This is a genomic window from Marinobacter sp. OP 3.4, from assembly GCF_036224885.1.
Taxonomy (GTDB): domain Bacteria; phylum Pseudomonadota; class Gammaproteobacteria; order Pseudomonadales; family Oleiphilaceae; genus Marinobacter.
In genome coordinates this window covers 81,210-101,671 of record NZ_JAVVLT010000125.1, presented here as the reverse complement: position 1 = coordinate 101,671, position 20,462 = coordinate 81,210, and the positions used below count along the sequence as shown (strand labels likewise).

19 protein-coding genes and 1 riboswitch are annotated in these 20,462 nt (G+C 61.7%); of the genes, 7 read left to right on the top strand and 12 right to left on the bottom strand.

Annotated features, from left to right (window positions below; all coding sequences use genetic code 11):
• Positions 1-88: 88 nt before the first annotated feature.
• Positions 89-2,398 (bottom strand): phosphoenolpyruvate--protein phosphotransferase, encoded by a 2,310-nt coding sequence (gene ptsP / locus RO069_RS22060; protein ID WP_328190416.1) that lies wholly within the window; start codon positions 2,396-2,398, stop codon positions 89-91.
• A gap of 16 nt (positions 2,399-2,414) precedes the next feature.
• Entirely contained in the window at positions 2,415-2,945 is a 531-nt protein-coding gene (locus tag RO069_RS22055) for an RNA pyrophosphohydrolase (RefSeq protein ID WP_328190414.1), read from the bottom strand.
• Between the two features lie 197 nt (positions 2,946-3,142).
• On the opposite strand from RO069_RS22055, the gene RO069_RS22050 reads away from it, so the two are divergent.
• Positions 3,143-3,799 carry an HAD family hydrolase gene (locus RO069_RS22050; protein WP_328190413.1) on the top strand — a complete coding sequence of 219 codons (657 nt, stop codon included), beginning with the start codon at positions 3,143-3,145 and terminating at the stop codon, positions 3,797-3,799.
• 170 nt (positions 3,800-3,969) lie between these two features.
• Here the strand turns inward: RO069_RS22050 and RO069_RS22045 are convergent, their stop codons facing one another.
• The 7 genes from RO069_RS22045 to thiC form a co-directional block, all read right to left on the bottom strand.
• Positions 3,970-5,166, bottom strand: a complete 1,197-nt coding sequence (locus RO069_RS22045) for a class I SAM-dependent rRNA methyltransferase (protein WP_328190412.1) — start codon at positions 5,164-5,166, stop codon at positions 3,970-3,972.
• Positions 5,167-5,178: 12 nt separating this feature from the next.
• The gene (gene gcvH, locus RO069_RS22040) at positions 5,179-5,568 is read right to left on the bottom strand and encodes a glycine cleavage system protein GcvH (protein WP_328190410.1); all 390 of its coding nucleotides are present in this window, start codon (positions 5,566-5,568) and stop codon (positions 5,179-5,181) included.
• 34 nt (positions 5,569-5,602) lie between these two features.
• Positions 5,603-6,205, bottom strand: coding sequence for a YqiA/YcfP family alpha/beta fold hydrolase (locus RO069_RS22035; RefSeq protein ID WP_328190409.1), 603 nt, complete (start codon positions 6,203-6,205; stop codon positions 5,603-5,605).
• Positions 6,206-6,307: 102 nt separating this feature from the next.
• Entirely contained in the window at positions 6,308-7,144 is an 837-nt protein-coding gene (cpdA, locus tag RO069_RS22030; RefSeq protein WP_328190408.1) for a 3',5'-cyclic-AMP phosphodiesterase, read from the bottom strand.
• 130 nt (positions 7,145-7,274) lie between these two features.
• A complete protein-coding gene (locus RO069_RS22025; protein WP_328190406.1) occupies positions 7,275-7,763 on the bottom strand; it encodes a DUF1249 domain-containing protein in 489 nt (162 codons plus the stop codon).
• Positions 7,760-8,395: an NUDIX domain-containing protein gene (locus RO069_RS22020; RefSeq protein ID WP_328190404.1), complete on the bottom strand. Its 636-nt coding sequence runs from the start codon at positions 8,393-8,395 to the stop codon at positions 7,760-7,762. Before RO069_RS22020 ends, RO069_RS22025 begins: the two co-directional genes overlap by 4 nt.
• 423 nt (positions 8,396-8,818) lie before the next feature.
• On the bottom strand, positions 8,819-10,696 hold the full coding sequence (gene thiC, locus RO069_RS22015; RefSeq protein WP_328190402.1) for a phosphomethylpyrimidine synthase ThiC: 1,878 nt from the start codon (positions 10,694-10,696) through the stop codon (positions 8,819-8,821).
• Positions 10,697-10,801: 105 nt separating this feature from the next.
• A riboswitch (TPP riboswitch) is annotated at positions 10,802-10,917 on the bottom strand.
• A gap of 228 nt (positions 10,918-11,145) precedes the next feature.
• Here thiC and RO069_RS22010 point away from each other — a divergent pair.
• A complete protein-coding gene (locus RO069_RS22010) occupies positions 11,146-12,531 on the top strand; it encodes a TolC family outer membrane protein (RefSeq protein ID WP_328190400.1) in 1,386 nt (461 codons plus the stop codon).
• Positions 12,532-12,556: 25 nt separating this feature from the next.
• On the opposite strand, the gene waaA is transcribed toward RO069_RS22010, so the two are convergent.
• Positions 12,557-13,828, bottom strand: coding sequence for a lipid IV(A) 3-deoxy-D-manno-octulosonic acid transferase (gene waaA, locus RO069_RS22005; RefSeq protein WP_328190398.1), 1,272 nt, complete (start codon positions 13,826-13,828; stop codon positions 12,557-12,559).
• A 133-nt stretch (positions 13,829-13,961) separates the two neighbouring features.
• Between waaA and lpxL the strand changes: the two genes are divergently transcribed.
• The 5 genes from lpxL to RO069_RS21980 all read left to right on the top strand — a co-directional run bounded on the left by lpxL (position 13,962) and on the right by RO069_RS21980 (position 19,022).
• On the top strand, positions 13,962-14,909 hold the full coding sequence (gene lpxL, locus RO069_RS22000) for an LpxL/LpxP family Kdo(2)-lipid IV(A) lauroyl/palmitoleoyl acyltransferase (RefSeq protein ID WP_328190396.1): 948 nt from the start codon (positions 13,962-13,964) through the stop codon (positions 14,907-14,909).
• A gap of 104 nt (positions 14,910-15,013) precedes the next feature.
• The gene (locus tag RO069_RS21995) at positions 15,014-15,925 is read left to right on the top strand and encodes a lysophospholipid acyltransferase family protein (protein ID WP_328190394.1); all 912 of its coding nucleotides are present in this window, start codon (positions 15,014-15,016) and stop codon (positions 15,923-15,925) included.
• Positions 15,926-16,067: 142 nt separating this feature from the next.
• Positions 16,068-16,916, top strand: a complete 849-nt coding sequence (locus RO069_RS21990; protein ID WP_328190392.1) for a glycosyltransferase family 2 protein — start codon at positions 16,068-16,070, stop codon at positions 16,914-16,916.
• The gene (locus RO069_RS21985) at positions 16,909-18,096 is read left to right on the top strand and encodes a glycosyltransferase (protein WP_328190391.1); all 1,188 of its coding nucleotides are present in this window, start codon (positions 16,909-16,911) and stop codon (positions 18,094-18,096) included. Before RO069_RS21990 ends, RO069_RS21985 begins: the two co-directional genes overlap by 8 nt.
• A complete protein-coding gene (locus RO069_RS21980) occupies positions 18,093-19,022 on the top strand; it encodes a sulfotransferase (RefSeq protein ID WP_328190390.1) in 930 nt (309 codons plus the stop codon). The genes RO069_RS21985 and RO069_RS21980 overlap by 4 nt, the downstream gene beginning before the upstream one ends.
• Before the next feature lie 21 nt (positions 19,023-19,043).
• Here the strand turns inward: RO069_RS21980 and RO069_RS21975 are convergent, their stop codons facing one another.
• Positions 19,044-19,829, bottom strand: a complete 786-nt coding sequence (locus RO069_RS21975; protein ID WP_328190389.1) for a phosphocholine cytidylyltransferase family protein — start codon at positions 19,827-19,829, stop codon at positions 19,044-19,046.
• Positions 19,817-20,461 carry a gamma-glutamyl-gamma-aminobutyrate hydrolase family protein gene (locus RO069_RS21970; RefSeq protein WP_328190387.1) on the bottom strand — a complete coding sequence of 215 codons (645 nt, stop codon included), beginning with the start codon at positions 20,459-20,461 and terminating at the stop codon, positions 19,817-19,819. Before RO069_RS21970 ends, RO069_RS21975 begins: the two co-directional genes overlap by 13 nt.
• Position 20,462: the final 1 nt, after the last annotated feature.

Genomic DNA, 20,462 nt, shown 5'->3' with positions numbered 1-20,462 from the left:
ACTTCTTCCTGAAGATAAAAGCAGCGTTTCCCGGTAAAGCGCGATGAACCAAAAATAACCGGGGCATAAAAGCAAGCCGTGTAACGGCTCAGCGGGCGCCCTCATAGGTGGTCACCGGCACCGATGTGCGACTGGGCCTCAGGTAGCGGGCAAAACCGGCACTGCGCAAGGCGAGGTCCACACAGCTTTTGATAACATGAGGAGAATCCAGCAGGAGCACATCCTCGAGCAACTGGGCGGCCCACTCGCGGCTGATACTGCGGATCACAGACTTGACCTTGGGCAGACTGGCGGCGTTCATGGAGAGGGCGTCATACCCCATGGCCATCAACAGCAGGGCGCCACCCGGGTCACCGGCAAGCTCACCACAGATGGTCACCGGCTTGCCCACCGAATGGGCATCCTGGGCGATCCGCACCAGGGCCTGCAAAACGGCAGGGTGGTAGGAATGGTAGAGCTGGGCCACACGGGGATTGTTACGATCCACCGCCAGCAGGTACTGGGTGAGGTCGTTGGAGCCCACGGACAGGAAATCCACCCGTTCGGCCAACTCCCGCACCTGGTATACCGCCGCCGGCACCTCGATCATGACCCCTACACGGGGCATGTGGATCTGGTAGCCTTCCTCCCGAACCTCGTGGTAGACCCGGTAGATCAGGTGGAGCGACTCCTCCACCTCGGAAATGTTGCTGATCATGGGGAGCATGATCTGCAGGTTGTTGAACCCCTCGCTGGCCTTGAGCATGGCGCGCACCTGCACCAGGAAAATCTCCGGATGGTCCAGGCTGATCCGGATCCCCCGCCAGCCCAGGAAGGGGTTTTCCTCGTTGATGGGGAAATAACTCAGCGCCTTGTCGCCGCCGATATCCAGGGTGCGCATGGTCACCGGGTTGGGGGCGAACGCCTCAAGCTGTTCCCGGTAGTATTCCCGCTGCTCCTGCTCGGAGGGAAAGCGCTCCTTGATCATGAAAGGCACTTCCGTCCGGTACAGGCCAATGCCTTCCGCACCATGGCTCAGGGAGCGGACCACGTCCGTCATCAGGCCGGTGTTCACCAGCAGCGACACACGGTGACCGTCGGTGGTGACGCAGGGCTTGTCCCGCAAAGCCTCAAGCCCCCGGAACAGTTCATCTTCCTCGTCACAGATTTCCTGGTAGTAGTTGCGAAGCTCGGCGGAGGGAGAGGCAAAGATTTGCCCTTCAAAACCATCGACAATCAGTTCCCTGCCGTCGAGCTGGTTAACCGGGATGTCCACCAGCCCCATGACCGTGGGTACACCCATGGCACGGGCCAGGATGGCAACATGGGAATTACTGGAACCCTTGACAGAAACCAGCCCTACCAGCCTGCCCCGCGGCACCTCCCCCAGCATGGCCGGGGTCAGTTCCTCACTGACCAGCACCGTCCTTTCCGGGTAGTCAACCTCGCGGGTATCACCTTCCTGCAGGTGTGAAAGAATGCGGCGCCCCAGATCACGGATATCAACGGCCCGCTCCCGCAGATAGTGGTCGTCCATCATCTCGAAGTGACGCACATACTGGTTGACCACCTGTTTCAGGGCCCCCTGGGACCAGAGGCCGTCGTTGCGGATGCGGTTAGCCACCTCGCCGGGCAGGGCATTCTCCCCCAGCATCCGCAGGTAGACGTCGAACAGGGCCTGCTCCTCCGGGCGGAGCTTGTCGGACAGTCGCTCGGACACCTTCTGGATATCTTCCTGGACGGCCTTTACCGCCTCCTGGAATGCCGCCAGCTCGCCATCGGGGTCGTTGGTGGTTTTCTCCGGGACGGCGTCCAGATCCGCCGGCGGGTACACCACCACACCAGCGCCGATGGCGACGCCCGGTGCTCCGGGTACCCCGTTGAAGGACACGTCCCGGGCTTCTTCGCCGGTCAGTGACAGACCACTGATGGCCCCGGTGGCCTCACTGTGGGCAATCACGCCGGCCAGCTGCGCCGATACGGTCACCAGGAAGGCTTCCTCGCCCTCATCGAAATTCCGGGAAGCTTCCCGTTGCTGGACCACCAGAACGCCCAATACCCGACGGTGGTGAATAATCGGCACCCCCAGGAATGACCGGAAGCGTTCCTCGCCGGTTTCCGGAAAATAGCGGTAACGGGGGTGAGAGGGGGCATCCTCCAGGTTGATAGGCTCCTCCCGGGACCCCACCAGGCCCACCAGCCCCTCGGAATGGCCCAGGCTGACCTTGCCCACCGCCTTCTTGTGAAGGCCCTCGGTGGCCATGAGAATGTAGCGATTGGACGCCGGATCCAGCAGATAGACGGAACACACCTCGGTGTTCATGGCGGCCTGTACCCGCGAAACGATAATGTCCAGCGACTCCTGCAGATCGCGGGCGCCGTTTACTTCCTGAACAATACTTCGCAAGGTACCGAGCATAGTGGGCGTCAATCCATCATTGTTGTGGGTCCTGCCGGCGCGGCGCTTCTTCGGCCCGCTGCCATTGGTCGACAATACTGAACAGCCGGGGAGCCAGTTCCCTCAGGGCCCGCCGGTATACCTCCCGCTTGAAAGACACCACCTGGCCCAGCGGGTACCAGTAGCTGACCCATTGCCAGCCATCGAATTCCGGCGAATCCGTGTGGTCAACCCGCACGGAGGCATCCGGGGAAAGCATCCTCAGAAGGAACCATTTCTGTTTCTGACCAACGCAAACGGGTCGTGAATTCTGCCTCACCATCCGGCGCGGCAGGCGGTAACGCAGCCAGCCGCGAGTGCAGCTGATGATTTCCACATCATCCGCACTCAGGCCGATTTCCTCGGCCAGCTCCCGGTAGAGAGCCTGTTCGGGTGATTCATCGTGCTTGATGCCACCTTGTGGAAACTGCCAGGAGTCCTGTCCGATTCTCCTTGCCCACAGCACTTCGCCCTTATGGTTGGCCAGAATGATTCCGACGTTGGGTCTGAAACCGTCTGAATCAATCACGGCACAGTCCTGTATCAAAGTTCGTTACGTGAAATCCGCATGGTCACTGTTGTGCGGACTCCCTGCCCCGATGTTCAGGGACTTTTATTCCAGATTGGCTCCATTCTTACAGAAAGCCTACGGGTCGGCAAACGAAGCCGGCACTCTTTTCAGCATGTTAGAATCGCCCCTAAAAATACATTCTGAGGAGACAACCCTTGACCCTGGCCATCTTTGACCTGGACAACACGCTGCTGGCGGGCGACAGCGACCACGCCTGGGGGGAATTCCTGGTGGACGCCGAACTTGTCGACCCTGAACACCACCGGCAACAGAACGATCAGTTCTATCAGGACTACCTGAATGGTGAACTGGATATCCAGCGCTACCAGCGCTTTGCCCTGTCACCCATCGCGAATCGCGACCCCGACGAAGTGACGGCCTGGCGCAAGGCCTTCATGGACAGCCGGGTGCGTCCCCTATACCAGGCAAAGGCAGACCAACTGCTGGAGCACCACCGCAGCCTGGGTCATACCCTGATGATTATTACCGCCACCAACCGTTTCGTCACCGGCCCCATCGCCGAAGCCATGGGCATCGAGCACCTGATTGCCACGGAACCGGAGATCCAGGATGGCCGTTACACCGGCGATATTACCGGGATACCCAGCTTCCAGGACGGCAAGGTGCTACGGCTGCAGCAGTGGCTGAAGGACAACGACGCCACCCTGGATGGCGCCTGGTTCTATAGCGACAGCCACAATGACCTGCCACTGCTACGGCTGGTAGACAACCCGGTGGCGGTGGATCCGGATCCGACACTGGAGCAGTATGCGAGGGAGCAGGGTTGGACGGTGATGTCGTTAAGGGATTAGTGGCCGAGCGGCGGCATACATCCCCTCTCCCCAGCGAGGGAGAGGGCCAAGGAGAGGGGGAGCGCCCGCAGGGCGCCATGATCCGGACGCATAGTGCTGGCCTCTCCACCCTCTCCCCAGCCCTCTCCCGTCAAGGGAGAGGGGGCTGCTCTGTGCAAACCGGGAGAGGTCTACAAAAATTCCGTCAGCGACCGCACAAAGCAGGCCTTGAGATAGTCGGTTTCCGGAATGCCCGGCACCATGGGATGGTCCGGCCCCTGGTAGCCCTGCTCCAGCAACTGCACGAAACGATCGACCTTGCGGGCACTGCCCCGGATGATATCCACCAGCTTGTCACGGGACAGATGCATGGAGCAGGAGGCGGATACCAGCAGTCCGTCCCTCTCAAGCAGGCGCAACGCCAACTGGTTGAGGCGTGCGTAGGCCTGCTCGCCGGCCTTCTGGTCACGGCGGCGGGGGATCAGTGCCGGCGGGTCCAGGACCACAATATCGAATTTCCGTTTCTCGTCGCACAGGTCCTTGAGTACGCCAAAGGCGTCCCCTTCCAGGGTTTCCACGGCACCAAAACCGTTCAGGGCGGCGTTATGGTGGACCGCATCCAGGGCCTGGCCTGAGCTGTCCACACAGGTCACTGATTCGGCCCCACCCGCAGCGGCCTGCAGTCCCCAGCCGCCGGCATAGCTGAACACATCCAGCACCCGGCAACCACGGCTGTACTGCTGCAGCCGTGCCCGGTTCATCCGGTGGTCGTAGAACCACCCGGTCTTCTGGCCACCGGCGAGCGGCACCTCGAAGCGAACGCCGTTTTCTCGCACCTGCAGGGTGTCAACCGGTTCGCCATCCACCTGTTCCACGTAGGAGTCGAGCCCCTCCACCGACCGCATCTTGCCATCGTTCTTGAGAATGATGGCCCTGGGGTGCGCCAGACGCTGGACGGCCCGCACGATGGACTCTCTCATGGTCTCCATGCCGGCGGTGGAAATCTGTACCACGACGACATCGTCAAACCGGTCGATCACCAGTCCCGACAGGCCATCCCCGTCACCATACACCCAGCGGTACCAGGGTTCGGCAAACACCCTTTCGCGCAGCCTGAGGGCAGCCTCCAGCCGATCCGCCAGACGCTTCGGTGTCATACCGCTGCTGGCATTACGACTGATCAGGCGACCGCAGATAAGCGCATGGGGATTCACGAACACCGTGCCCAGGGGCTTGTCATTGGCCGCTCGCAATTGCGCCTGGCCGCCGGCCTCGAAGTCAGCCAGGGGCGAGCGGCGGGTGTCCACCTCATTGCTGTAGACCCAGAGATGCCCGGCCCTGAGCCTGCGTTCAGCGCCCTTGCGCAGATAAAGTACGGGAAAGTCCATCAGGCGCCGACCTTACGCATCGGCCAGCAGATCGCCGTAGGCGGCCGCATCCATCAGTCCATCAAGTTCGCCCTTGTCGGCAAGCTTGACCCGGTACAGCCAACCTTCGCCATAAGGGTCCTCGTTGACCTTTTCCGGCTCGTCTTCCAGGGCATCGTTAATCTCGGTGACCTCGCCCGTTACCGGACTGAACACATCGGAAGCAGACTTGACCGACTCGGCCACCCCGGCTTCCTCACCGCCGGTCACGGTGTCACCCACTTCCGGAAGACCGATATAGACCACGTCACCAAGCTGTTCCTGGGCAAAATCGGTAATGCCGACGGTCGCCGTACCGTCATCCGCCACCCTGACCCACTGGTGAGTCTCGATGTACTTGAGATCGGCAGGTATTTCACTCATATCACTTGTCCATGGCTGGAGAATTTGCCGCAGTTTACCGGAAACCACGCTGAAACAGGAACGCCAGAATCGCCGGCACCACCCGTTCGAACCGCTGAAAACGGTGATCGCCACCGGGCTGGATCCAGGTCCTCGCCCCCGGGTGCTTGGCCAGGGCCTCCCGGTAGTCGAGGGTTTCGTCGGCGGTCTGCACAAGGATGAACAGCCTGTCGTCCTCCGCGCGCTCGCCGGGTTCCATCGCTTCAAGGGTAGACGTATGGTCGGTGGTCAGCTCGTAATGCTCACCGGTATAGGGATTGTACTGTGGTCCCAGGTGATCCTGCAGCAGGCGGTGGGGCCAGGCTGCCGGATTGATCAGGGCAGCCCTGATGCCCATACGGGCCGACACCACGGAGGCAAAGAACCCCCCCATGGAACTGCCGATAAGCCCGACAGGCCGGTCACCCGCCGATGCCACGGCCTCGACGGCCCTTTCCAGCGCCCGCTGCGGGTCGAACCCCAGGTCCGGTACCACCAGCTCCGCCTCCGGCGCCAGTTCCGGCAGGAGGGCGCGGAGTTCCGAGACCTTCCGGGATTTCGGGGAGCTGTTAAAACCGTGGAGATAGACCACTACGGGGCCGGTTCCTGGGGATGTCATGGAATCTGCCTGATGTGTTGACTGAAAAGATAGACAGTCTACCCGGAGCCACTAGCCTTGTGGAGAGCCTTTAGCGATCGGCGCGGACCATCATGGACGGGTTCAGTAACCGGTGCTGTCGGTGTCCAGTTCGTAGCGGAAATCCGTAGCGCGCTCCACGCCGGTCTGGATAGTGCCATCGCTGCGCAGATCCAGCCAGCGGAACCCCGGCGCCAGTCGTTCCACCGAGAAATCGGTGGACCCGGCCTCAAACTGGATGCAGGTGGATGGTGTCGCGAGCAATCGGACATCCCCCCGGTACAGATCCAGATCCTGGTGGATGTGCCCCCAGAGCACCGCCCGGACGTTATCGAAGCGATCAATGACCCGCCAGAAATCGTCACGGTTGCTCAGGCCGATGGCATTCATCCACTGGGTCCCGATCTCAATCGGGTGATGGTGCAGACTGACCAGCGCCGGTCGCCCGGGATAAGACGCCAGCGCGTCTTCCAGGAACGCCAGTTCCTCCGGCTCCAGGTAGCCGTACACCTGCCCTTTCACCGATGAGTCCAGCATGATCACCTGCCACTGACCAATCAGCAGATGGCGCCCGGCAGCGTTATAGCGCTCGGCAACCCGGGTCAGGAGCTCGCTGTCATCATGGTTTCCGGCCACCCAGCTCTCCGGGCAGCCAAACACGGACACCTGACGGGCAAATTCCCGGTAGGCGGTCTCGGAGGCGTCCTGGGCCAGGTCACCGGTCGCCAGCAGCAGGTCCGGATGACCATACCGGGTCCGCGCGCACTGCACCACGGCGTCCAGGCTCTCACGGGTACGAACCCCCAGCAGGGTGCCGTCCGTATCAGCCATCAGATGCGGGTCGGTAATCTGAAGCACCCGGGCGGCCCGGCCATTGGCGGGGCTGACCGTTACGGGTGACCTGTGTTCAAGTGCTGGCATTGCGTTATTCATCCATCTACCAATGGTGTAGATACTAGACGGATTTTACGCACACAACTTAAACATCAGTCACAAGTCGGGGGTAACGGGACAGGACGTTTTACAATAGTTTACGAAGAAGATGAGTTTATCACCCTTCCACACCATCCGAATGGCGCCACTGGCTACGCTCCGGCGTGACATGACCGAACCGCAGGCAATAGTCCAGCCAGTCCGCCACGAAACCATTGAGCTGGACCTTCTCGTCCGGATGGTGCATGAAGCGATTGGGGTAATCATTGACAGCGGCGATCTGGCGATTGCCGTAAAAACTGATCACCTCGGCCATGCTGGCATCGTGGTAAACCCTGACTGTGAGTTCCGGGTTGTTCAGCCAGCGGCCACTGTTATGGACCTGCTCGAGCAGCAGGGTTTCGGTATAGCGGGTCTGCTGGAGCACGGAAATGCTGACCCGCCCCAGGTAATGGGATTCCCGGTGCAGGTCGAACTGGAGCACATCACTGTCGTTGGTCTCCAGGTTGCGCAGGCGACGCAGACGCTGGTAATTTCCCTCGCACAGCGCCCCCAGGCGTTGCAGATCCGGTACATACCGGTTCCGGCGAAGCGTGGTGACCGTCATGGGCGACTCCATTCGCTGCGCAGGCGATCACGGTTCAGCTGCAGCCACTGGATGGCCATGATGGCAGCGGCGTTGTTGACCCGGCCGTCACGAATCATGTCGAAGGCTTCTGTGGCGCTGAAGACATGGGCACGGATGTCTTCGTGCTCGTGGTCCAGACCGAACAGGCCGCCGGCGTTTTCAGTGCTCACCTGGCCGGCATACAGGTAGACCATTTCCGTCGTACCCCCCGGGGATACGAGGTATTCACAGATTTTTTCAAGACGGTCGAAAGACAGTCCTGCTTCCTCTTCCGCTTCCCGTTGTGCCACCTCTTCGGGCTTTTCGCCCTCTTCGTTCATGCCGGCCACCAGTTCCAGCAGCCAGGGGGACTGGTCCCGGCCGATAGCCCCCAGGCGGAACTGCTCCAGCAGCACGACTTCGTCCCGCACCGGATCGTAGGGCAGCACGCAGGTGGCGTCACCACGCACGAACAGCTCACGGGTAAACTCGGACATGGTGCCGCCATCAAAGCGGGGGTGGCTGAGCAGGAGTTTGTCCATGCGGAAGAAGCCCTGGAATACGGTTTCCCGCTTGTGGACCTGCACGTCGCTGGCCTTGAACTGGAAGGGTTCTGGCGTCTTCTCGGTCATGGTGTTTCCGGGCTGTCTGGGTCGTTGGGCGTGATGAGGAACGATAGCCGGATGGCCTGCTGCTTTGCAAGTTGGTTTGTGGTGGTTTGGATTTGGGAGCATAGGAAGTCAGGGCGAGGAAGTTTTTCCGGACACGCCGTGAATACATCCCTGTAGGCTCTTCAAAAACGTCCATGTTTTTGAAGGTCCGGAAAAACTTCCTCACCCTGCCTTCCTCCATACATCTTACGGGGATTCAACAGGAGGAGGCGATAAAACCTGCGTCAACTCTAGGTTTAACGGAGACAGGTTGAGAACACTTTTCCGGACCGTCGAGCGCCAGGGACGGCGCTCGTCGAGCCCTACAGGGACGTACTTGCCGGGCGTGTCCGGAAAAGTGTTATCGACCTGTCGCCCAGGCACCAAACCCAGCAGTCTAAAAAACTAAACGCGGTCGTAAATTTTGGCCCCGGAAGCCACAAACTCCTCGGCTTTCTCCTTCATACCGGCATCCACCGCCTCCACATCATCCAGACCATGTTCCCTGGCATATTCCCGAACCTCCTGGGAAATCTGCATGGAGCAGAACTTGGGACCGCACATGGAACAGAAGTGGGCGACCTTGGCGGACTCCTTGGGCAAGGTCTCATCGTGGAACGCCCGGGCCGTATCCGGATCCAGGCCCAGGTTGAACTGATCCTCCCACCGGAACTCGAACCGCGCCTTGGACAGGGCATTGTCGCGAATCTGCGCACCCGGATGCCCCTTGGCCAGATCCGCCGCGTGGGCCGCGATCTTGTAGGTGATGATGCCCGTCTTCACATCGTCCTTGTTGGGCAGCCCCAGGTGCTCCTTGGGCGTCACGTAACACAGCATCGCGCACCCGTACCAGCCGATCATCGCCGCCCCGATACCGGAAGTGATGTGATCGTAGCCGGGGGCAATGTCCGTGATCAGCGGCCCGAGTGTATAGAAGGGCGCCTCGTCGCAGCACTCCAGCTGCTTGTCCATGTTCTCCTTGATCAGATGCATGGGCACATGGCCCGGCCCTTCGATCATGCACTGGACATCATGCTTCCAGGCGATCTTCGTCAGCTCCCCCAGGGTCTCCAGTTCACCGAACTGAGCCGCATCGTTGGCATCGGCAATGGAGCCCGGACGCAGGCCGTCCCCAAGGCTGAAGGACACGTCGTAAGCCTTCATGATCTCGCAGATATCCTCAAAGTGCTCGTACAGAAAGCTTTCCCGGTGATGGGCCAGGCACCACTTGGCCATGATCGAACCGCCGCGGGACACGATACCGGTGGTCCGGCTGGCGGTCAGGGGCACATGGTGCAGCCGTACACCGGCATGGATGGTGAAGTAATCCACCCCCTGCTCCGCCTGCTCGATCAACGTGTCCCGGAAGATCTCCCAGGTCAGATCCTCGGCGACACCGCCCACCTTCTCCAGGGCCTGGTAGATGGGCACGGTGCCGATGGGGACCGGCGAGTTGCGGATGATCCACTCCCGAGTCTCGTGTATGTTCTTGCCGGTGGACAGGTCCATCACCGTATCGGAGCCCCAGCGGATGCCCCAGGTCAGCTTTTCCACCTCCTCTTCGATGGAGGAACTGACGGCGGAGTTGCCAATGTTGCCGTTAATCTTCACCAGGAAGTTGCGGCCAATGATCATCGGCTCGGTTTCCGGGTGGTTGATATTGGCGGGGATGATGGCCCGGCCCCGGGCCACTTCGTCCCGGACGAATTCCGGCGTGATTTCCGGAGGCAGGTTGGCACCGAAGGATTGCCCTGGATGTTGCTGGTCGACCAGGCCGTTTTCCCGCGCCTCCTGTAACTTCATGTTCTCCCGGATCGCGATATATTCCATCTCCGGGGTGATGATCCCCTGACGGGCGTAATGCATCTGGGAGACATTGCGGCCCGGCTTTGCCCGCAGCGGCTTGCGCTCGTCCATGAACCTGAGCGGATCCAGTTGCGGATCTTTCATGCGACGGCGGGTGAACTCCGATGAATAATCCGCCAGTTGCCCGGTATCGCCACGCTCGGCAATCCAGCCGGCACGGAGCGGCTGAAGGCCCTTGCGCAGGTCAATCCGCGCCTCCGGGTCCGTATAGGGGCCGGAGGTGTCATAAAGCACTACCGGTGGATTCTTCTCGCCCCCCATATCGGTCGGGGTATCGGTCAGTTTGACTTCCCGCATGGGTACTCTCAGGTCCGGGCGGGAGCCCTGGACATAGATCTTGCGGGACGCGGGCAATGGCTGGATAGCCGCCCCGTCAACACGGGCGGATTCACTGAGAAAGGTTGGAACATTTGACATGATGCGGACCCTTATTTGTTCATCCTGTGACACGGGCCGCGTATGACGCTGGTGCTGCACAACAGCCACCATGAACCCGAGCAATGGAGACTCGGGCAATGGCTGTTCAGAGCTGTCCTGGATCCCTACGCCGGTGCTAGCCGGATCAGGTTAGCGGGTTCTGCGCTGCAATCTCAGCCGGTCGACATACCAATGCCGAACCAGCACCCCGTCAAGACGCGATTCTGGAGGTCTGAAGGAACACGCGGAGGTCGGTTATCGGACAACCGGGCAACCTGTCAGACCTTTAATGGCACACCTGAAAAACAGTGCACGGTCCAAGTCTAGAGATCCGTTGATTTATTGTCCATAATGACCCGCCGCTCTTATTACTTGGTAACTGCAGAAGTTACAGACACATGAATCGCCGGCCCTGTCAGGGTAGAGGGGGCGACACTTTGGGAGAACACATGAAAAAGCAATTGCTATGCGGCCTGATCGGTCTTTTCACGACCCAGGCCGCACTTGGCCTTGATCTGGTGGAGAGCTACGAGAAGGCCCTCTCCTACGACTCCGGTATCGCCGCCGCAGCAGCCTCCCTGGAAGCCCAGGAGGCCAGTTCGGACGTGACTCGCAGCGCGCTGCTGCCTCAGATCGGCGCCTACGGAAACGCCAACCACTATGACGTCGACGGCCCCAGCCAGGACAACTCCTACAAGAGCTTCAGCTACGGGGTCCAGCTGTCCCAGCCGCTGTTCCAGGCCGACGCCTGGTTCGCCTACGACGCCGCCAAATTCCAGACCGAAGCTGCACGGGCCGAGTACAACCTGGCCCAGCAGCAACTGATACTGGATGTAGCCGAGGCCTACTTCAACGTACTCCGTGCGGCCGACACCCTCACCGCCACGGAAGCCGCCGAGAACGCGATCGAGCGTCAGTATGAGCAGGCGCAGGAGCGCTTCGATGTGGGCCTGATCGCTATCACCGATGTCTACGAGTCCCGTGCCAGCTTCGACGACGCCACCAGTCGCCGCATTGCCGCCGAGAACGACCTGGATATCGCCCGGGAACGGCTCTCGCGCCTGACCGGCGAGTACGCTGAAGACATCGAGAACCTGGAGCAGGACTTCCCGCTGATGCAGCCCACTCCGGCGGATCCCCAGAAGTGGGAAACCAGGGCCCTGAAACAGAACTGGCAGATCCAGACCGCCATCCGGGAACTCCAGGCTAGCAAGGCCAACCTCGACGAGGCTAAGGCAGGCCACTACCCTACTGTAGAGCTGACTGCCTCAGTCGGTCGGGAGCGCCTCGAGAACGTAGAGCTCAGTACAGCATCGACACTGACATGGCAGGGGGGGGGCACCACCACCGAAGGCGTTATCGGCCTGAGCCTCAATGTGCCCCTTTACGCCGGTGGCGGTATCCAGGCCGGTGTCCGTCAGCAGCGGGCCACCGTGGATGTGCGGGACAACAACCTGGCGACCACCCGCCGGGACGTACGGGTCAACACCCGCAGCCTGTACCGCACCATCAACACCAATATCGAAACGGCCTCTGCCCTGAAACAGACCATTGTCTCACGCCGCAGCGCACTGGACGCCACCCTGGCCGGCTATGACGTGGGCACCCGGAATATCGTGGAAGTGCTGGACGCGGAACAGGCCTACTACGTGGCCCTCAGGGACTACGCCAATGCCCGTTACGACTACGTGGTCAACTCCCTGCGCCTGAAGCAGGCGGCGGGCACCCTCAGCCCCCAGGACATTATCGAACTGAACAAGTGGCTCAGCGAGACAGCCCCGGGCATCGAGGCACTGGCCACCGAGGACAAGACCCTCGACGATCCCACCCAATAAAGGCGGGATCAGAGTCTGCGACTGTCTACCGCGCAGACTCCCGGTCAAGCCGATCGAGGATGCCCCCGACCACCCGGTCCAGGGCGCCTCGATTGGCATTCACCACCCCCAGGGCTGCCTGCCCCAGGGTGGCGGCACGTTCTCCATCGGCCAGCAAGCCACCCACCTGCGCAGCAAGATCCGCCTCGCCCCCTACCCGAACCAGCCCCTGGCCGGTTTCCAGTTGGCGGTAGACTGTCTCGAAGTTGAACACATGGGGGCCGGTGACCACCGGCATGCCCCAGGCCGCCGGCTCCAGCGGATTGTGTCCGCCCCGCTCGATCAGCGAGCCGCCCACGAAAGCCACATCCGCTGCGCCGAACATCACCATCAGCTCCCCCATGGTATCGCCCAGGTAGACCTGCGCCGCCCCGACCGGCTCCCCCGACGACCGCCGCACCTGCGAGAAACCACGGCTGTCAGTCAGGGCCGACACCGAATCGAAACGGTCCGGATGCCGGGGCACCAGAACCAGCAGGGCTTCCGGGAGGGTTTCCAGGATCCGGGCATGGGCGTCGAGAAGCTGCTCATCCTCCCCCTCATGGGTACTGGCGGCGATCCATACCGGCCGCGCACCAATACCCTGCCTCAGGTCATTGGCACGCACCCGCACCTGGTCGGTGATGGTCACGTCAAACTTGATGCTACCAGTGACAGACACCGAATCCGGTCGGGCGCCAATGTCCACGAACCGTGCGGCATCATCCTCCGCCTGGGCCGCGATCCAGTCCAGGCGCCCGAGGAGGGACCGGACCCAACCGCCGATTCGCCGGTACCCGCGGGCGGAACGTTCCGACAACCTGGCATTGACCAGGAACACCGGGCACTGCCGGCGACTGGTTTCCACGATCAGGTTGGGCCAGAGCTCGGTTTCCATGATCACCAGGGCCCGGGGTTTGACCCTACGGACAAAGCGCCGCACGGCACCGGGGGTATCAAAGGGGGCATAGGCGTACAGCGCCCGGTCACCAAACAGGGACCGGGCCTGGGCGGCGCCGGTCGCCGTCATGGCCGTTACCAGCACCGGCACATCCGGACGGCGATCCAGGATCGCCTTGACCAGGGGCGCCGAGGCAATGGTTTCGCCCACGGAAACCGCATGTACCCAGATTACCGGCTGCTCCGTGGGAGCCACCAGGCCCAACCGCTGCTGCCACCCTTTGTTGCTACCCCCATTGCGGCGGGTCTGCCACCACAGGTAGGCCATGGCAAAAGGCAGCAGCAACCGATAGCACAGAGAGTAGACGACGTGCAGCATGGGGGCTCCGTGGTCGAGTGGGACGGCCATTCTAACCAATCATGCCATGAGTGCCACTGACAGCACCAAAGCCGCCCTGATAAACTGCTGGTTTTCAACCTCCGACATCGGCCCGACAGGTAGTCCAACCATCGTGAAACGCAAACACCGTAAGCAGGAAAGGGATCTCGACTACAGCCACTACCGGCATCCCCGCTGGTGGCCCACCTGGATCGGCCTCGCGATGATGTGGCTGATGTCCCGGCTGCCAATCCGCTGGCAATGGAGCGTGGGCAGACTCCTGGGGAACCTGGCCTGGCGCTTCATCCCCAAGCGCCGCCATATCACCGAGGTGAATATCCGGCGCTGCTTCCCGGAGCTTTCCGAACAGGAGCAACAGGCCCTGGTGCGAAAGTCGTTCCGGGCCAATGGCATCGGCATGATGGAGATCGGGCTGGGCTGGTTCCGGGACATGGCCGACCTCAAGGACATCACCCGTGTCCACGGCCTTGAACACCTGAACCGCGCCCTGGAGGGCGGCAAGGGCGTCCTGCTGGTGGGCGGCCACTACAGCACCCTGGAAATGGGCGGCAGCCTGGCCACCGAGGTCATGGATGCCGATGTCATGCAAAGGGACCATAACAACCCCCTGATGAATGCGGTCATGACCCGGGCCAGGGCAAAGCGCTACGGCGCCGTGCTCGATTCCAAGGACCTGCGCGGGCTGCTGAAACGGCTCAAGCAGAACCGCGCGGTCTGGTACGCCACGGACCAGGACTACGGTCGCAAGGGCATAGTCTTCGCGCCCTTCTTCGGCATCCCCACGGGCACCATCACCGCCACATCCCGCATTGCCGAGCGCAGTGGGTGCGCGGTGATGCCGTTCAGTCACTTCCGCCGGGAGGATGGTCCCGGCTACGACATCTACTTCCACCCGGCACTGGAAGATTTCCCCTCCGGCGACGAACTGGCTGATGCAACCCGCGTGAACGCCACCATCGAGCAGGAAATCCGCCGCCAGCCGGACCAGTACCTGTGGATGCATCGCCGCTTCAAGACCCGGCCCAACCGCGACGATCCGGATTTTTACGGCAAGTCGTAACATCGTTGCGGACGGCGGCAGGTAAAGGGGGCCCACTTGCCGCCCCCGGGCATTGGTGGTAGCTTCCCTTCAGCCGTTTCCGCCCAAGGATCACCCCCACGACTATGGCGATTAACAGAACCTCACTCGCCGTGTTTGCCCTGCGCCAGGCAGGCAGACTCTCACTGCACATGGCCCAGCGTATTGGCCGTGTCCTGGGTACGTTGAGCTGGTGGTTCCCGTCCCGCTCAAAGAAGGTCACCACCGCCAATATCGACCTGTGCTTCCCTGAACTGTCCGCCGAACAACGCCACCGGCTGATCCGCTCGAGCCTGCGCCACACCGGGCAAACCTACATGGAAATCCCGCTGATGTGGGAATGGCCAGTGGAAAAGTGCATGGCCCTGATCCGGGACGTGGAAGGCCTGGAGCTGATTGATCAGGCCCTGGAGAACGGCAAGGGTGTGGTCCTGCTGGCGCCCCACCTGGGCAACTGGGAACTGGCGGGCATCTATTTCTCCACCCGCTACCGCATGGCGGCCCTGTATAGCCCGCCGCACCTGCCCGACTTCGAGGACTATATGATCCGCGTCCGCGAACGTGCGGGATCGGTCCTGGTACGTGGGGACCGGCGGGGGCTGGCGCGGATGGTGGGCATCCTCAAGGGTGGCGGCATTGCCGGTATCCTGCCGGACCAGAGCCCCCACAAGAACAGCGGCTACGCCTATGGCCCCTTCTTCGGCATCGATGTGCGCACCATGACCCTGGCCTCCAAGATGATCGCCAAGTCCGGTGCCGCCGCCTTTACCACCTTCGCCGAGCGTCTCAAGGACGGTGAAGGCTTCCGCATTGTCATCCGGCCCACTGAGCCGGGCATCGACAGCCGTGATTCCGTGGAAGCCGTATCGGCCCTGAACCTATCGGTGGAGAAATGCGTGCGGGAAGTTCCCGAGCAGTACCAGTGGGAATACAAGCGTTTTCGCCATCGCACGCCCGGGGAAATCAATCCCTACAACCCCACCAAGCGATGCAAATAAGGCCGGGAGTCTGCGAGGCAGCAAGTCACGCAGCCCACGACGCTCCGCATTTTTCCGGACAGGCATGGGCAGGCGCCCGTGTGTATACTGTGTCACTGTTTCCGACCACTGAACGCATCCGGTTTCCATGACAGCGACTGATATGCCAGCTAACGACCTGACGCCCCAGTCCATCGGCGTCGTCATCACCACCTACAATTCCCCGGCCTGGCTGGAGAAGGTGCTGATCGGCTACGAGAACCAGACCGACCCGGATTTTCGGGTGATTGTGGCCGACGACGGCTCCACCGAGGATACCCGGGCGCTGATCGACCGCTTCCGCAAGCGTGGCACCCTCACCATCGACCACGTGTGGCATGAGGACCAGGGCTTTCGCAAATGCCAGATACTGAACAAGGCGATCCGGGAAACCGACTGCGACTACCTGATCTTCACCGATGGCGACTGTATCCCCGAACCCGGTTTCATCGCCACCCACCGACGCCTGGCGGAACCCGGTCACTTCCTGTCCGGCGGCTACATCAAGCTCACCATGCCGGTGTCGGAGAAGATCAGCGAAGAGGATATCCGCTCGGCGGTCATCTTCGACCCGCAATGGCTGGTGACCAACGGCCAGCCCAAGAACCATAAACTGTGGAAGCTATCCCCGTCACAGGGCTTCCGGAAACTGCTCAATGCCGTCACGCCGGCCGCCGCCAGCTGGAATGGCATGAACAGCTCCACCTGGACCCGCGACCTGGTGGCCGTCAACGGCTTTAATGAGGATATGCAGTACGGCGGGCTGGACCGGGAACTGGGTGAACGCCTGTGGAACTACGGCCACAAGTCCAAACAGATTCGTTACAGCACCGTATGCCTGCACCTGGATCACGCCCGGGGCTACTCGAAGCCGGAGATCTGGGAAAAGAACCGGGCTATCCGCAAGGCCGTGAAGGAGCACCGCACCTTCTGGGCGGAAAACGGTATTGAGAAGTCCCGCCCCGATGCCTGATCGCCCAACCCCTTCCCGCTCCATGAGGACCCTGGTGGTCATCCACAGCCTGAAGATGGGCGGCATGGAACGGGTTGCCGTCAACCTGGCGGATGCCTTCGCCAGCGAGGGCCATGACAGCCACCTGCTGAGCTGCCGCAACCGTCCCAACGACCTGAACCCTTCGGATAGCCGGGTGACCCTGCACCACTGGGACCAGTTCCAGCAACTGATGAAGTCGGTGGTCGGTATTCCGGTCTTCCTGCTGTCACGCCTGTTTCTTGGCGTGATACTGCCCCGTTCCCACTTCATGTGGGTGGGATGGCTCCAGGGCTGGTTGCTGAAACGCCATATCCACAAGCTTGAACAGCAGCATGGTCGGTTTGACCGGATTATTTTCCGGGGCCTGGGCACCTTCAAGTACTTCTGGTCGTTCCGGGACGACCGCTGTACCTACGTCCTGGAGAACGTTATCCACTATGACAGCCCCCTGTGGCAGAAGCGGTGGGAGTGGAAACTGGTGCTCCAGGACCGGCACCTGGTGTGCGTCTCCTCCGGCGTAGAGGACTCCGCCCGGGAAGCCTTCTCGAAAGGCGCCATCACGCCCAGAAGCCTTCGCGTCATCACCAACCCCTGCCCGGTAGAGCAGATCCGCGCCCAGGCCGAGCAGACGGATCCGGACATTCCGGACACCCCTTATATCATCAATGTCGCCCGGCTGGTTCCCCAGAAAGGTCAGGCGCTGCTGCTGGAAGCCTTCGCCAGGGCCGATATCCCCCACCAACTGGTCATCGTCGGGGAGGGACCACTGCGCCAGGAACTGGAGCAGAAAGCCCGCAGTCTGGCCATAGCCGATCGCGTCTTCTTCGCCGGCAAGCGCGCCAACCCCTATCCGTGGATGAAGCGGGCAGACCTGTTCGTACTTGCCTCCGAGTATGAAGGGCTGGGCATCGTACTCACTGAGGCACTGGCCTGTGGCACACCGATCCTCTCCACGGACAGCCGGGGCGGGGTCCGCTTCGTGTTCCGTGGCGAGCTGGAGCAGTTCCTGACGCCCGCTACCGTGGAAGGCCTGGCGGCGGGCCTGGAATCCACGGTGGCCCGACTCCCCATCACGGTACAGGACGAGTGGCTGGCGCCGTTCCGCAGTGATGTGGTGACCGACGCTTTCCTGTCTGAACCTGAAGTGACAGCCCCATGAACCAACTCGCTCCCATTCCCCTGAACGTCCTGGTTGCAGGCATCTACTGGTCCGGCTCCGGCGCGGTGGTGGATTACCTTAAAGGACACCCCGAATGCCATGTCCCGAAGGGCGAGTTCACGGATTTCAAACGTCAAGGGCGGCTTGGCACCATGCTGGAGGCAGACACCGTGGCCGAGGCCCGTAAACTGGCCTGCCGCATCTGGCTGGAGACGGCGTTCGGCAAGTTGCCGGCAGCCTGGTGGAAACAGCGGGGCAACCAGAACCCCGCCAGCATGGCCCTGAAGGATCAGGTGTTCCACCAGCAACTCAAGCTGACGTACCTGAAACAGTACCGCCAACAACTGGCCCGATCCGGTCAGCCAGATGACGTCACCGCCTGGAACCAGTGGCTGCAGGCCGTGGGCCAGAGAATCGCCGGAGACCGCAGGGCCGTCGTCTGGAACCAGCCGATCTGGGTGGGAAAGCATGAGCACACCTGGCCAGGTTTTTTTGAACCCTACCGACTGGTTGTGGTCCACCGGGACCCGGAAGACCAGTTTGCGGAGGTGGTCCGGCAGGGCAAGATTGGCAAGCGGAAATCCGACCCGGCCTTCGACGACAGCGAAACCGATGACGTGGCCTATGTCCTCAAGGGCATTGCCAACAAGCTGGAAGCCCTGGCGGAGTTGCAGCGGATGCTGCCGGAAGGGAGGCTGCTGAATGTGAGCTTCGAGGCGTTCGTGGAAGATCACGACCGGCAGGCCACGCGGGTGTGCCGCTTCCTGGGCATGGAGCCGGAACAGGTGGCGGGGGCTTCCTTCAAAGCCCACGAGTCAGCCCGCAATATCGGCATCGGCCAGACGGATGCCATCCAGCAGACCCTGGCCGGTTACCGTCCCTTGGTGGACCGCCTGCGGGAGTTGCGGGCGAACCTCCCGGAGTAGCAAAGGCGCATCACGGTCGGCTCAGGGTTTTTCCAGCAGACAGTAGGCATCCAGATCTCCGGAGGCCGCCATGGCCTCGTAGGCCTCCAGTTCGTCCGCCGTGTCCACTTCCAGCCAGCCGTTGTCCACCAGGCAGGCCTTCACCGGCCAGCCGGCATCGATCATGCCCTGGATCAGGCTGGTCATGTACATATTGTCGAAGTCCTTGCCGTCATAGGTCGCGGACCGGTCCAGTTCGTCGAAGAACGCCCTGAACCGCGCCACCTGGTCGCCCCGGATCTTGATCAGCCCCATGTACTGGGCCTGGACCTCATCATAGCTGCCGGGTTTGCGCCCCAGTTCCGTGACGTAACCCTGACCGTCCATGCGGAAGGTTTCCGCATCGTCCAGGGGCTCGTCCATGCGCAATTGCCAGAGCCGTTTCCACTCCCGATCAGCCGCCAGGCAAACCGGCGCGTCGCAGTCGAGCACCGCCTGAAGCACCTTGGGTTCGTAGACAATATCCCCGTAGCTGATCAGCAGGTCTTCCCCGTCAATCATCCGGTCCCGGGCGCAGAACAGGGTAAGCACCATATTGGTGGCATCGTACCGGGGGTTGAGTACCAGAGCGGCCTGCAGGGTATCCAGGTCGTCAGAGCGATAACCGCCAATCACGGTAATGTTCTCGCGAACACCACAGGCGGCCATGGCGGACATCTGGTGATGGAGCAGCGGCCTCCCGGCCAGGGCTACCATGCACTTGGGCCGGTCGTTGGTATAGGGGCGTAGACGGGTTCCCTGCCCCGCCGCCAGGATCAGTGTCTGCATAAACGCTCTCTGAATACTTGCAGGAATAGTTGCTGGTCCGGACCGGCGAAAGGCGTCTCCCGCTCCGGGTGCCACATGATACCAGCCCATGGCAGGGTATCATGGGTATAAGCCTCTATCGTGCCATCCGGAGCCAGGCACCGGGCCGTCAGCCCACTGGCCAGACCATCCGGGTAAATACCCCAGTCATGGAAACTGTTCACCTCCCGGAAGTCGATAAAATCAACCGCCCCCGGCAACAGCTTCAGGCCATGCCTCACCGCGGTGTGGCCCTCCACGGGCTCCAGTTGCCCGCCCAGCCAGTAGTTGATCATCTGCATGCCTCTGCAGACTCCCAGCACCGGTATCTCCCGTTCCCTGGCCGCGGCAAGCAACGACGCTTCCGTGTGATCACGCTCCGGCGCTGGTTTGCCTGCGCCCGGTAACGAGGAAAGATCATTTCCCCCGGTCAGCAATATGCCCCCAACGCCCATGGCGTCCATCCATGCGACGGGATGTGCCAGCCCATTGGGAACCGGTACCGCCGTCAGCCCCAGCCCTTCCAGGAACACGCCCCATTGCTGATCCAGGCAATCACGGCGTTCGCCATAGGACTCCACCACTTCTACCCGTTGGGTGATACCAATACGCATA